Annotated in this window: 11 protein-coding genes; 10 read left to right on the top strand and 1 reads right to left on the bottom strand. The window is 40.2% G+C overall.

Translation table 11 applies throughout. The features are described from left to right. The first annotated feature begins 22 nt into the window (after positions 1–22). The 3 genes from ID165_RS13415 (at position 23) to ID165_RS13405 (ending at position 2,209) form a co-directional block, all read left to right on the top strand. Positions 23–871: an RteC domain-containing protein gene (locus ID165_RS13415; protein WP_111612305.1), complete on the top strand. Its 849-nt coding sequence runs from the start codon at positions 23–25 to the stop codon at positions 869–871. A gap of 85 nt (positions 872–956) precedes the next feature. Beyond that, positions 957–1,796: an RteC domain-containing protein gene (locus ID165_RS13410; RefSeq protein WP_111612304.1), complete on the top strand. Its 840-nt coding sequence runs from the start codon at positions 957–959 to the stop codon at positions 1,794–1,796. An 8-nt stretch (positions 1,797–1,804) separates the two neighbouring features. Next, complete coding sequence (locus ID165_RS13405; protein WP_111612303.1) at positions 1,805–2,209, top strand: hypothetical protein; 405 nt, start codon at positions 1,805–1,807, stop codon at positions 2,207–2,209. A 68-nt stretch (positions 2,210–2,277) separates the two neighbouring features. On the opposite strand, the gene ID165_RS13400 is transcribed toward ID165_RS13405, so the two are convergent. After that, a complete protein-coding gene (locus tag ID165_RS13400) occupies positions 2,278–2,559 on the bottom strand; it encodes a hypothetical protein (protein WP_111612302.1) in 282 nt (93 codons plus the stop codon). A gap of 319 nt (positions 2,560–2,878) precedes the next feature. On the opposite strand from ID165_RS13400, the gene ID165_RS13395 reads away from it, so the two are divergent. The 7 genes from ID165_RS13395 (at position 2,879) to ID165_RS13365 (ending at position 14,059) form a co-directional block, all read left to right on the top strand. Then, positions 2,879–3,265 carry a plasmid mobilization relaxosome protein MobC gene (locus tag ID165_RS13395; RefSeq protein WP_192085340.1) on the top strand — a complete coding sequence of 129 codons (387 nt, stop codon included), beginning with the start codon at positions 2,879–2,881 and terminating at the stop codon, positions 3,263–3,265. After that, the gene (locus ID165_RS13390) at positions 3,250–4,533 is read left to right on the top strand and encodes a relaxase/mobilization nuclease domain-containing protein (protein WP_192085339.1); all 1,284 of its coding nucleotides are present in this window, start codon (positions 3,250–3,252) and stop codon (positions 4,531–4,533) included. Before ID165_RS13395 ends, ID165_RS13390 begins: the two co-directional genes overlap by 16 nt. Positions 4,534–4,559: 26 nt before the next feature. After that, positions 4,560–6,545, top strand: coding sequence for a conjugal transfer protein MobC (gene mobC / locus ID165_RS13385; protein ID WP_192085338.1), 1,986 nt, complete (start codon positions 4,560–4,562; stop codon positions 6,543–6,545). Between the two features lie 575 nt (positions 6,546–7,120). Then, complete coding sequence (locus tag ID165_RS13380; protein ID WP_111612299.1) at positions 7,121–7,633, top strand: sigma-70 family RNA polymerase sigma factor; 513 nt, start codon at positions 7,121–7,123, stop codon at positions 7,631–7,633. A 229-nt stretch (positions 7,634–7,862) separates the two neighbouring features. Further along, positions 7,863–8,255, top strand: coding sequence for a hypothetical protein (locus ID165_RS13375; protein ID WP_192085337.1), 393 nt, complete (start codon positions 7,863–7,865; stop codon positions 8,253–8,255). Positions 8,256–8,387: 132 nt separating this feature from the next. Next, positions 8,388–12,758: a CusA/CzcA family heavy metal efflux RND transporter gene (locus tag ID165_RS13370; RefSeq protein WP_192085336.1), complete on the top strand. Its 4,371-nt coding sequence runs from the start codon at positions 8,388–8,390 to the stop codon at positions 12,756–12,758. Positions 12,759–12,868: 110 nt separating this feature from the next. Next, positions 12,869–14,059 carry an efflux RND transporter periplasmic adaptor subunit gene (locus ID165_RS13365; RefSeq protein WP_111612296.1) on the top strand — a complete coding sequence of 397 codons (1,191 nt, stop codon included), beginning with the start codon at positions 12,869–12,871 and terminating at the stop codon, positions 14,057–14,059. The last annotated feature ends 27 nt before the right edge of the window (positions 14,060–14,086 follow it).

The following is a 14,086-nucleotide window of genomic DNA, read 5'->3' as shown; positions in this document are numbered from 1 at the left end:
TCTTCACTTAAAATTCTAATTTATGAGCATTCTCGCGTTTTCGGACCAGATAATCTCCAGACTGAAAAATGATCTGGAGGTTTTGAAAATGGATGGAGAAAACAAGCTCATCCAATTTGAATCTGCCTTTCACCTAGTGGATAGGGCTTTGGATAAGATCAAACTGTTCATGGATAAATACGAATTTGCGTCTGATACTGAGGAGATAGAATTCTTCAAACACCATATGACCTACCTCCTAAGGGAGTCTGTCTATTTCTCCGAGCTTTTCAATATGGAGTCTGTCAAACCGGCTGGGTCGGAACATGAAATCAGAAAATTCTACGAAAAGGAATTGCTGAGTGTACAGGAGTTCTTACAAAGCAACCAGAACCTTTACAATTATCTCCTAATGAGAAAAGAGAACCAGGACAAGGTTTTTTTCTTAAGAAGTGCTCAGGCGCCAGTATATAAGCCGAATTTATTCTGGCATACCCTGGATACCAGATATTGTACTGTCTATACTTTGTATTGTGCCAGGATCATGGGCACTCTTTCATTGGCAGGCTATATCCATGATCAACTATTGTTCTTACATGACGCCAAGAGCCCAGTTAATGAAGGTAAAAATCCCCAATTGCTTTGGACTGGGAAAAAGGCGGACTTGGTGGAATTGGTATATGCCCTGAAAACTTCAAATGCAATAAATTACGGAAATGCCAGTGTTACGGAATTGGCAACCATTCTGGCAGAAGTATTCGGTAGGGAACTGCAAGGGTATTATAGAACCTTCCTGGAAATTAAGACGCGTAAGAAAAATAGGACTGTATTTCTCGACAAGTGCAAAGAAAGTCTGGAGGCTTATATGAGTAGTTTTGAAGCTGCGAAGTAGTAATCATTCCCTACGTATTAGGATTAAAAAAAGGCACTGAATGAGTTGAGAGGCAATCAGAGTTCTGGAAATAAATAAGGAGGATATGAAAGCATTTGTAGAAAAGCTTTTTGAGGAGATGGAGTTGTCACTGAAAGAGGTGGCGAAAGAAACTTCAAGCGAAATACAAAAAGCTGAGAAAAGTGGAAGAGCTGTCCATGCTATTTTACTCAAACTTAAATTGTTTATGGGGGGATATCAATTTGCTGATAGTACCGAGGAGATAAAGTTCTTTAAGGAGTACAAACCTCTATTTTATAAAGAACTAATATTTTATTCTGAGCTTACCTACATTGAATCAAGAAGACCTATAGGAAAGAAAGAGCTTATCAAGTCGTATTATCATCATGTAATGGATCAGATTCAGGATTTTTTTGCTAGAAACCATCAGCTCTATATCTACCATCAGTTGGATAGGAGTGACCAGGACGAACAGCTGTTTTTAAGAAATTCTCTCCCTGTTTCATTTATCCCAGATTATTCCTTTGATTTTGACCCGGAGTTTTCTACAGTGAACAGCAGTAAGTTGGCCAAAATAATGGCTTATGAAAGTCTGATTGAATATATGCAAGAACAGTTAATAAAATTAGAATTGGGGCTAGGTAAAAGTGGGGACAAAAATTCAAACCATGAATGGACGGACTCAAAGTCTGCATTGATTGAATTGGCTTATGCGCTGCATTCAAGAGGCTCTGTAAATCACGGAAAGAGTGATGTGAAGATGATCATATCGATTCTGGAGAAAATCTTTCATGTGAAAGTTGGGAATTTCTACCGCACATTCCAGAGCATGAGGGGCAGAAAAAAAGGGAGAACAATCTTTTTGGATGGTCTGAAGGAAAGCTTGGTGAAGCGGATGGATGATACGGATATGGGATATCAATAGGACAAATTATGTTTTGGGAAAATTTATTTATTGTATCGGTAGGAATTTGTCTTTTGGGAGGAGGCTTTGCGTTGAGGGTATGGGTGAATCGTAGGAGGTTTTACCGGCGAGGACCTGGAGGCTTGCAATATTATTCCAGATATAGCAAAGCAGTTTTAAGTTCTATGGTTGAAGGTTTTATGATGTTTGTGAGTATTCCAATGATGATCTTGGGAATGCTGATTATATTTTTATGGAGCATTTATCTGATTGACAGAGGTAAGTATAAAATTCAAGACTCTGATAAAACAGAAAAAAGTCAAGAAGATCCCACAGCCCACTTCCTTGTTCCGGCGGAACAGGGCTTTGGCAAAAGATTGATCTACCCTTTACAAACCGATTCATTCCCTCCGTCAATGAATCGATTTGTATAAGGTAGGTTTGATCATTGTAATGATACCTAAGCTTTCTGTATTTTTTAGCAATAAGTAGCCTGTTTCTCCTAGCCTTGACTTGTCAGCCTTTTAAGTTTGGAACTTAGGGTAGTTAGTCCCGCTTTCTCCAAGCTATCGGAGATAATAGCATTCAGCTCTTCTTCTGATTCTTTTGAAATACGAATAGGGTTTTTACCGGGTTCAGATTTTTGTTCCATTCCACGTGTGATTACTTCACTTAGTAATAACACGGTTTTGCGGGGAATTTTCAGATCGATTTTTACTGTGTCATTCATGCCTGGAACGGCAAGTAGGGTATCGTAAATTGTTTCAAGAGATGAGATAGCCATGGCTTCTTTGGTTTTGAGTTGGAAATAATGTTTTCCTAAAACTACTGTCTATCAATGAAATGAGCCTATTTAGAAATTGATCAGGATAGGTAAATGATCCAAGCACTTTTTATACTTGTATCACCTACCGACTGGGATTATAAAATGGATCAGCGATTTTTCCAAAGCTTGAAAAACCTTCAATAAGCTAACGGGATTTCCTGTGTCCTCTGAAATCGGCAAGATGTACGGTTGTATCACAACCGGGATCTTGAACCCCTTACTCCGAAGTCGTGGGGTTGGAATTTGTAAAGATGTTGAACAGTGAATAAGGATCGTGATGAAGGAAAAGAACAAAAGAAGCAAATGGTTGCATGTTAGGCTGACACTTCAAGAATATGAGAAAATCCAAGTGGCATTTGAGCAGACAGTTCAGGATAATCTAAGTGATTATACCAGAAAATTGCTTTTGAAAAAGCCTGTTATCGGGAGGTATAAGGATACCGGAATGCAGGAACTTTTGGCCGAGTTAGCATCGCTGAGGAGAGACTTGCATGGTATTGCTACCAACTATAATCAGTTGGTGAAAAAGATAAATTCAACTACTGGAAATGAACTAAAAATTCACCTTTCTGAGGGAAACATATTACAGCGGGTGATTGAAGATTCACTGAAATCGGTTACCCTTTTTATCAATCAATCAGCAGCGAAATGGTTGCAATCATAAAGACCAGCGCTTCTTTAAGACGACCATTCCACTACAATGAAAATAAGGTAGAACAAGGAATGGCTGAATTGCTTTTGATCCAGAACTATCCGGTTGAGGAAGGGATCAAGTCAGCAGATATTCGTTTGAAATACATGCTTAAACTGACTGAATTGAACTCCAAAACTTCAGTGAATTCAGTGCATATTTCTCTCAATTTTGCTCCTGGAGAGGATTTTGAAAAAGAAAAATTACAAAAGATTGCCAAGGAATACATGCATGGGATTGGGTTTGAAAACCAACCTTATCTGGTGTATAAACATACCGATGCAGGCCACCCACACCTGCATATTGTGACAACCAATATTGAGCTCGACGGCAAGCGGATTCCCTTGCATAATATCGGAAAACTCAAGTCTGAACCGACCCGAAAAGCCATCGAAAAACAGTTTGGTTTGGTGCCAGCCGAGTCTCAGAAACAGGGCCTTTTTATAGCAAAGCCTGTGTCGATTTCCAAACTGGACTATGGTAAATCTGAGACTAAGAGAGCTATTGGAAATGTATTGCAACATGTGTTAAGAAACTACAGTTACACTTCCTTGCCTGAACTAAATGCGTTATTGAAAGGCTATCGGATTTTGGCTGACCGTGGGACTGAAGAATCACGAATTTTCAAAAATAGAGGACTGGTTTACCGGGTGTTGGATGGTCAAGGAAATAAAGTTGGGGTACCTGTAAAGGCAAGCAGTTTTCATTTTCCTGCTACACTTAATGCCATAGAATCAAAGTTTGAATTCAATAAAACAGAACGTAAGAAATATATCAATTCCATTCGCTCAGCAATTGATCTGACTGTATTGAAGATGCATAAAAGCAGTTTGGATGAGGTAATAAAATGCCTGGAGAAGCAGGGCATTGTCACGGTCAAACGGGAGAATCAAGAAGGTCGGCTGTATGGGATTACTTATGTTGACCACCGAACCAAATGTGTGTTTAACGGAAGTGCACTGGGTAAAAAATACAGTGTGAATGGATTGTTAAATCGATTAAAAAGTATTCAGAAAAATGAAACGGGTTCTACCGAATCGTTCCTCAAATCACCAAGTCTCCAGCAGAAAATTTCACACGCTCAGCGATCTATCATACTGAATTCTGATAAGGAAACCAGAACTTCCAATGGCTCTTCAAGTGGTTTGTTTGATGAAGTGATTACACCGATGGAGACGTATAGTTACCTGCCATTTGAATGGCGGAAGAAGAAACGGAAAAAGAGAAAGCAGGTAAAATAACAGGATTAAACTAGGAGGGGATGGGGATGCAAACTGGAGAAAACGAACAGGGATTACGCAAGATTTTGGACATGACCCGCTTAATGGGAGTTGGGGTTTTGGGACTGCATTTTTATTACTATTGCTATGCTACTTTCAAAGATTGGGGACTGGTTTCAGATCTGACTGATGGAGTATTAGAGAATGTTATAAGTACCGGTCTCTTTGAGAATTTTTATACCTCCAAGCTTATTGCGATTGCCTTGCTTGCGATCTCACTTTTGGGAATCAAGGGTAGGAAGAATGAAAAGATGAATGCCAAAACAGCATCGGTTTATGGCGTTTTGGGCCTGGTATTTTATTCAGGCAGTTACGTCTTGATGCTGTGGGAAGCGCCAATAGAATGGATTTCGATTACCTACATGACAGTTACCTCCTTAGGTTTTTTGCTTATCCTTTCGGGTGGAACTAAGCTTTCTAGAATTATTTATGACAAACTCAGTAGTGATGTTTTCAATTCAGAGAATGAAACATTCCCTCAAGAAGAACGGCTGCTAGAAAATGAATTCTCAGTTAATCTACCTGCAAAATATAAACTGAAAGGAAAGGTTAGAGACAGCTGGATCAATGTCATCAATCCATTTCGTGGACTGATGGTTTTGGGAACACCGGGTTCGGGAAAGAGCTATTTTGTCATCCGACATGTGATCACCCAGCACATCAAAAAGGGCTTTTCCATGTTTGTGTATGACTTTAAATTCGATGATCTGTCATCCATTGTTTACAATACCTGGCTTAAAAATAAGGCTAGTTATAATGTAGTTCCAGCATTCTATGTTATCAATTTTGATGATCTTACACGGAGCCATCGCTGCAACCCATTGGCACCGGAGACCATGTTGGATATTACTGATGCAGCAGAATCAGCCCGGACGATATTGATGGGTTTGAACAGGGAATGGATCAAAAAGCAAGGAGACTTTTTTGTGGAATCACCGATCAATTTCCTGACTGCTATCATCTGGTTTTTGAGAAAATACAACGGTGGAGAATTCTGCACGCTGCCGCATGTCATCGAGTTGATGCAGGTTGATTACGATGAGTTGTTCACAGTATTGCGAACCGAAAAGGACATTGATGTGCTCATCAATCCTTTTGTAAATGCCTACCTCAACGATGTGATGGAGCAGCTGGAAGGACAGATAGCATCGGCTAAAATATCCATGGCAAGACTATCTTCAGCTCAGTTATATTACGTGCTTTCAGGCAATGATTTTACGCTGGATATCAATAATCCGGAGGAGCCAAAGTTGGTTTGCATGGGAAACAATCCCCAGAAAATTCAGATTTATGGAGCAGTACTTTCACTGTATGTAAACCGTCTAGTGAAGCTGGTAAACCAAAAGGGAAAGCTAAAAAGCAGTCTGATTTTCGATGAGTTTCCGACCATCTATTTGAACGGAATGGACAGTCTGATTGCTACGGCAAGGAGTAATAAAGTTGCTACTACATTGGGAGTTCAGGATCTTAGCCAGCTTAGAAAAGACTATGGACGAGAACTTGCCGATGTGATTATGGGCATAGTTGGAAATATCATTTCAGGGCAGGTGAATGGGGATTCTGCCAAACAATTATCAGATAGGATAGGGAAGATCATGCAAGACAGGCAGAGCCTTTCCATAAACAGTGCAGATACTTCTGTCAGTCGATCAAAACAGTTGGAGTCTGCTGTTCCACCTTCTACCATATCATCTCTTTCATCAGGGGAATTTGTAGGGATGGTAGCAGATAATCCAGATTGTAAACTGAGCCTAAAAGCATTTCATTCTGAAATTATTAACGATCATAAGGTATTGAAAAAGGAGCAGGATAACTACCAGCCCATTCCTGAAATCCGAAAGCGGGACAATGCTATCGTGCAGCGAAATTATTTGCAGATCAAGCAGGATGTGCAGGATATTATTCAGGCTGAAATGGGAAAGTTATTGAATGATCCAGGGAAGAAGCATTTGGTGATTAGGAAGGGTAATTAAAAATCACTCTTAATTATTCGATGTGGGAATAGGGCAATAGTAATGTTTACATTCAATGGCTTAATAGACTAAAGTAAAGAATTTTTTGAGCGTAAATGGAATCATATTATTATTTCCATTATGTCGGTCTTCGCTTTTTAATTCGAGTGATATTTAACCTCATTAAATACATTGGAATTGATTCGAATTTCTGCCTCGTATTTCTCGTACATTTCCAGGGGTACGGACTGTACGAACCATACGAATTCTGAAATATCATTTTTTGGCAGTCTTCATTCGAACACATTCCTGAATGATGTATGCGTCACTGAATTTGAAGGACGCAACCCTTGAGAGAAAAAGGTTTCCAAAAATTATTTATAAAAAATGTATCCTTTTCCCCACTTTCTGGTCTACTAAGTGAACCAAAACAATTAAAATATGAATTCTTGTACCTGTACATCCTGTTCCTGTGATCAATGCAATTGTGTGGATTGCTCAAAGAGCAATTGTCCCTGTGAAAAATGTAATTGTGAAACCTGCTCCTGCTGTAATTAAAAGGAACAATCTCAGGATTAATTTCTAATTTACTATCTATGGATTCCGAAGAAATTTATCAGAAATATTATTCAACCCTATTCTTCTTTATCCTAAAAAGGGTGAAAGATGAGGTGGCAACAAAGGATATTCTACAGACTACTTTCCTGAAAATCCATGAAAAAAAGTATCAGCTAAAGGACAGGAGTAAACTCAAGGGCTGGCTATTCCAGATTACCAGAAATGAAATAGCCAACTATTTCAATTCACGTGATTCCCAGCCTGTAGAGGAACCAATTTCCGAGACTAATGTGGAAACTCCCTGTTGTCTGGACCGGTTTATTGATGAGCTCCCTAAACTTTACCAAACTCCTGTCCAGCTGGTCTATTTGGAAGGAAAGTCCCAACAGGAAACTGCAAATCTTCTAGGGATCAGTTTGGCATCCACCAAAGGTAGGATTAGGAGGGCAAAGGAGATATTAAAGGAAAGATTCAGGATCTGTTGTAAATATCAGGTCAATGAAAAAAATCAGCTTGTCGGAAAATCTGACTGTGAAGTATGTGATAACTGAATAGGCTATTCTTATGCTTTTTTTACCTCGAAGAAGTGGGAGTAAAACTCTAAAGATAGACAGTTGATTTAATCCAGAAACACCCTTTTTCTAACTATTGGAGCCAGTTTACAACAAATCAGAAATTCATGCTCATCTGCTTATTAAAACATCCCAAAAGGATACTTGGATTTTACTATAGAATTTTCTGCAATAGCCTTGCACTACTTTATTTTGTAGCTTTGCAAATATGAAACGGCTTGGAAATAAATCATTTATTGCGCTACTCCTTTTGGGGATGTTGTCGATGAATTTGGATTTATGCTGTCAGATACAAAAGCTTCCCTTCTTGTTTTTACATTTTGGAGAGCATCAGAAGGAGCATGGTGATTCAGTATTAGACTTCGTCGTTGAAGATTACATAGATCACGGGAATGATAATACAGGTCATGACGAAGAAAATCATGAGAATTTACCATTTCACGGAAATCATACCTGTTCCCACCCTTCAATCTATTTCTCCTCCATTGCTGAATTTGTAGTACCTCAGTCTTTTACTGAGAAGGTACAAGCAGAAAGCTATTATAATTTCCTTTTTACCTCACCGGTTTTAGGTGAACTTTTTCAGCCTCCTCGGGGCTAATTCCCTCATTTCATTTCGTAGCAATTTATCCTGATCAGAATACTTGATATTCCTGTTTAGGATTGCTGTGAGTGCTTTTTTCTTTGGGCAAATCTGCCCACTTCCATTTTAATTCATAAAACTTAATTCCTTATGCTGGATAATATAATCCGGTTCTCAGTTAAAAATAAACTGATAATCGGGCTACTTACCATAGGATTAGTCATTGTGGGCGGGTATTCACTTACCCAACTTCCCATTGATGCAGTTCCTGATATTACCAATAATCAAGTACAAGTAATCACTACTTCCCCGTCATTGGCGGCTGAAGAAGTAGAGCGTTTAATCACATTTCCCATCGAAATCACGATGGCCACTATTCCTGACATTGAAGAAATCAGAAGCTTTTCGCGTTTCGGGTTGTCAGTTGTTACCATTGTGTTTAAGGAGAATGTGGATGTCTATTGGGCCAGACAACAGGTAAATGAACGCATGTCCGAAGTCAAAGAACAAATACCTCCGGGGATAGGAGCTCCGGGGATGGCTCCGATTACCACAGGGTTAGGGGAAATTTACCAATATGTAGTTGGTGTAGAACCTGGCTATGAAGACAAATATGATGCACGTGAACTTAGAACTATTCAGGATTGGATAGTCAGAAGGCAGCTACTTGGTACGCCAGGGGTAGCTGATGTGAGCAGCTTTGGAGGGTATCTCAAACAATATGAAATCGCCATAGAGCCTGATCGGCTCAAATCTTTGAATGTATCAATTGCTGATATTTTCCAGGCGCTTGAAGATAATAATGAAAATACCGGTGGAGCCTATATTGAGAAGGATCTAACTGCTTTATTTATTCGAAGTGAAGGCTTGGTAGGTTCTTTTGAGGATATCAATAATATCCCCGTACGGGTAAATGAAAATGGGATTCCAGTTCTCATTAAAGATGTCGCAAAAGTACAGCTTGGTAATGCTGTGCGCTATGGGTCTACCACCAGGAATGGTGAAGGTGAAGTAGTCAGTGCGATTGTAATGATGCTGAAAGGTGAAAATTCGGCAGAGGTTATTGATAACGTCAAATCAAAAATCGAAGAAATTAAAGAAACATTGCCCGAAGGGGTGACTTTAGAGCCTTTTTTGGATCGATCCAAACTTGTGGACAATGCCATTGGCACAGTTAGTAAAAATCTGATTGAGGGCGCCTTGATTGTCATTTTTGTTTTGCTGCTTTTGCTTGGCAATTTGAGAGCAGGGCTGATAGTGGCTTCGGTAATTCCACTTGCCCTGCTTTTTGCTTTCTCACTCATGAATCTATTCGGGGTGTCTGGTAACCTGATGAGTTTAGGGGCAATTGATTTTGGATTAATTGTAGATGGAGCCGTCATTATAGTTGAGGCAACCATGCATCATTTAGGTTTGGTGAAAAGGAAAACAAAGCTGACACAGCTGGAGATGGACGAAGAGGTGTTTCTTTCTGCAAGTAAAATCCGAAATTCAGCTGCGTTTGGTGAGATTATAATTCTTATCGTATATCTACCAATTTTAGCATTGGTTGGAACTGAGGGTAAGATGTTCAGACCAATGGCACAGACCGTGGCTTTTGCTATTCTTGGTGCATTTATACTCTCGCTTACTTACGTGCCCATGATCTCTGCACTTTTTCTAAGCAAGAAGATCAGTGACAAGCCTAATATTTCTGATAAAATCATGGGATTTTTCCATCGCTTCTACGACCCTTCCATTCGATGGGCTATGCATCATAGGGGAATAGTCATTAGTGTAGCCTTGGTTTTATTGATTGTTTCAGGTTGGGTTTTTTCCCGTATGGGTGGAGAATTTATACCTACTCTGGAAGAGGGGGATTTTGCTGTGGAAACGCGGGTGGTCACTGGTTCTTCCCTTCAGAATACCATGAAGGCTACAACCCAGGCAGAGAAGATTCTTTTGGACCAATTTCCAGAGGTAGTTGAAGTTGTATCTAAAATCGGGGCAGGTGAAATTCCAACGGATCCCATGCCAGTTGAAGCTGCGGATATGATGATTGTCTTAAAGGATAAAAGTGAGTGGACTTCAGCTACCAACAGGGAAGATTTGGCAAATAAGATGTCTGAAGCTTTGGAAGTTTTGCCAGGGGTCAACTTTGGATTTCAACAACCCATACAAATGCGCTTCAATGAATTAATGTCTGGGGTGCGTCAGGATGTGGCTGTCAAAATTTATGGAGAAGACCTTGAAAAACTATCTGAATACGCCAACCAGATAGGACAGATAGCACGAGGTGTAGAAGGAGCGGAAGATATTTATATAGAGGAAGTGACGGGAGTGCCACAGATAGTCATTGATTACAAAAGGGCTCAACTGGCTAAATATGGACTAAGTATAAAAGAAGTGAATCGGTCTATACAGGCAGCATTTGCAGGTGCTTCAGCCGGGAAGGTTTATGAGGGGGAAAAACGGTTTGATCTGGTAATAAGACTCGATCAGACTAAAAGAAATGATATTGAGGATGTTCAGAATCTTTTTATCGCCCGGGCTAACGGAGAGCAGATCCCGCTATACCAAGTAGCTGAAGTTTCAGTAAAAGAAGGCCCCTATCAAATCCAGCGGGATGATACCCAGCGGAGAATTGTAGTCGCATTCAATGTGAGAAATCGGGATGTAGAAAGCATAGTTAATGAAATAGAGTCCAAAATTGAAAATGCTGTAACATTTGAAACGGGTTATTTTGTGACATTCGGAGGCCAATTCGAAAATTTGGTTGAAGCAAAAGCCAGACTGGGGATTGCAGTTCCGTTGGCTTTGTTATTGATTTTTGTCTTGCTGTTCTTCACATTCGGTTCTATCAAACAGAGTATTTTGATCTTTACGGCTATCCCTCTTTCCGCCATCGGAGGGATTTTCGCTTTGACCTTACGTGGAATGCCTTTTAGTATATCTGCAGGAATTGGGTTTATTGCACTGTTTGGCGTAGCTGTACTTAATGGTATAGTTCTGATTGCTGAATTTAACAATCTGAAAAAGGAAGGGGTCACGGACATATTTGAACGGATCTATTCGGGAACTAGAACCCGGTTAAGACCCGTAATTATGACTGCTTCCGTAGCATCTTTGGGCTTTTTGCCAATGGCGCTTTCATCTTCAAGTGGAGCGGAAGTTCAAAAACCACTGGCTACCGTAGTGATTGGTGGACTGATCACGGCCACCATCCTGACTTTGGTTGTATTACCTATATTATACTATTATTTCGAAAGAGGTTTGAGAAGACCCAAAGGCACCGTAGGGTTACTGGTGATTGGATTCTTGGCCTTAGGAAATTTATCTTCCTATGCACAAACTCCAATGCATGTTACTTCCCTGGATCAGGCAATAGAACTGGCTTTGGAAAACAATCCAAGTGTCAAAGCTGAAGGACTTAGATTGGAACAACAGCGGGCATTAAAAGGGGCAAGCTGGAATATTGGGAAAACAGCTGTGGACATGGAATATGGCCAAACAAACAGTGCCTTCACCAACGACAGCCGGTTTTCGGTTTCCCAGACTTTTGAGTTTCCGACCACCTATAGCCGACAAAATGGATTGGCTGAATCTAAAATAGTTTCTGGTGAGTTGGCAGTGGAGATGAGTAAAAATGAATTGATCAGATCCGTGAAATCCACTTGGTATGCGTTGTGGACTGCAAGGGAAAAAGGGAAATTACTTGCCAGGCAAGACAGTATTTATGACCGGTTTGCATCTGCAGCTTCCTTGAGGTTTGAGTCTGGTGAAACCAATCTCTTGGAAAAGGCAACCGCAGAGACCCAGGTGGCTGAGATCCAGGCTATGATAGCTCAGAACAATGCCGATGTGGAGATCAATACCAAACGGTTGACAATGCTTATCAATGCAGAAGTTACGATTGAGCCTGAAATGGGAGAATTGAAGGAAAATTCACCTCAGCTTTCTCTGGACCAGAATAGTATCGCCGACAACCCTACATTAGCCTGGGTTCAGCAGCAAATTGCCATTACAGAAAAGGAAAAGTCAGTCGAAAAATCTCGGTTGATGCCGGACATCAAACTAGGGTATTTTAATCAGTCCTTCAATGGGCCAGGTCAAACGATGTCTGGAGATCCCGTAGTTTACAGCTCAAAAGACCGTTTTGATGGATTTCAGGTGGGTTTAGCCATTCCTATTTTCAGTTTGAAATCACAATCAGCGATTATTAAATCAAAATCAATTCGAATTGCTGAAGCAGAGGAACAAGAAACAGCATTCACCATTGAGCTCGAAAACCGATTCACCTCTTTACTTCTCGAGTACCAAAAATTCCAGACCAGTTTGGATTTTTATGAAGATAGTGCTCTTCCTCAAGCAGAGCTTATCCTAAAACAATCCCAGAGAGGTTTCCAAAGTGGTGAAATTGGCTATGTGGAATACACACAAGGACTCAATAGAAGCTTGAATGTGTACTTCAACTATCTGGATTTACTGGACAAATCCAATCAAACACTTATTCAAATCGAATTCTTATCGGGTATCAACTAAAACCGATCAAACGGAAATAATATGAAATCAAGCATGAATAAAAAGTCAGATTCTAAGGTGATTAAGGAATGCGAGATTCATATAACCATAGCAAATCAAACTATAAACAGATGAAAAAATATATCATAAATAGTCTCTTCACATTACTTGTTCTTGGAATTGCCACGTCCTGTGGGTCTAAGGTTGACAGCATTGAAATTCAGGGGGATCATGAGGAAAATGAATCTAGGGTCGAACTGAGTCAGGCACAATTTGATGTCACCGGGATTGAGCTAGGCAAGCTGGAATTTAGGGAAATTGGCAGCGAACTGATGGTCAACGGGGTGATAGACGTTCCGCCTCAAAATAATATTTCCATCACAATGCCTTATGGGGGATTTGTGAAGAATACTACACTCCTTCCTGGGGATGAAGTGAAAAAAGGCCAACTACTCGTGACAATAGAAAATCCTGAATTCATTCAGTTTCAACAGGATTATTTGGAAAGCCTGGCAAACAGTTCTTATCTGAAGTCTGAATATGAACGCCAGGAGAAATTGTACAGTGAGCAAGTGGCATCCGGAAAGACATTTGAAGAATCCAAAAGTAATTTTCTGGCCAATGAAGCTAGAATCAGAACCTCCAAAGCCAAGTTGACCATGATTGGCTTTGATCCGGAGAAAGTGGAGTCCGGGGAAATCAAATCTGTCGTGAATATTTACTCTCCTGTGGCTGGAGCTGTGCTGGATGTATATACCAATATTGGCAAATATGTAAACCCACAGGATGTAATCATGGATTTAACGAATTCAGATGATCTCCATGTGGAGCTTTCTGTCTATGAAAATGACATCCCCAAAATCAAGAAAGATCAGCGCATCAAATTCAATCTCGCCAATACGAATGATGAATGGAGAGAAGCCCATGTGTTTTTGGTTGGTAAGGGAGTTCGAAAAGATAGGTCGGTGACTGTTCATGGGCATTTTGACAGTAAAAACACCGATTTGCTCCCAGGGATGTATGTGACAGCAAAAATAGAAACTGCAAGCGAAGAAGTCTTGGTAGCACCAGATGATGCGGTGGTAAGATTTGGGGAGAAGCATTTCATTTTTTCTTACTTGGGGCAACGGGACGAGAATGGAGAGCCCGCATATGACTATGAAATGATAGAAGTAGAAATGGGTAATAAGGAGGACGGATTTACGCAGGTGACCCTTTTGGATTCCAGTCTTGTCTATCAGGATATTAAACTGGTGACAAAGGGAGCATTTACCTTACTTTCAAAGGCAAAGAATAGTGAAGAAGAAGGCGGGCACCATTAATCATTTTGTGAAAAACACTACTAACAT

The sequence above is a fragment of the Algoriphagus sp. Y33 genome (assembly GCF_014838715.1).
Taxonomy (GTDB): domain Bacteria; phylum Bacteroidota; class Bacteroidia; order Cytophagales; family Cyclobacteriaceae; genus Algoriphagus.
This window is presented reverse-complemented; position numbering and strand designations above follow the sequence as displayed.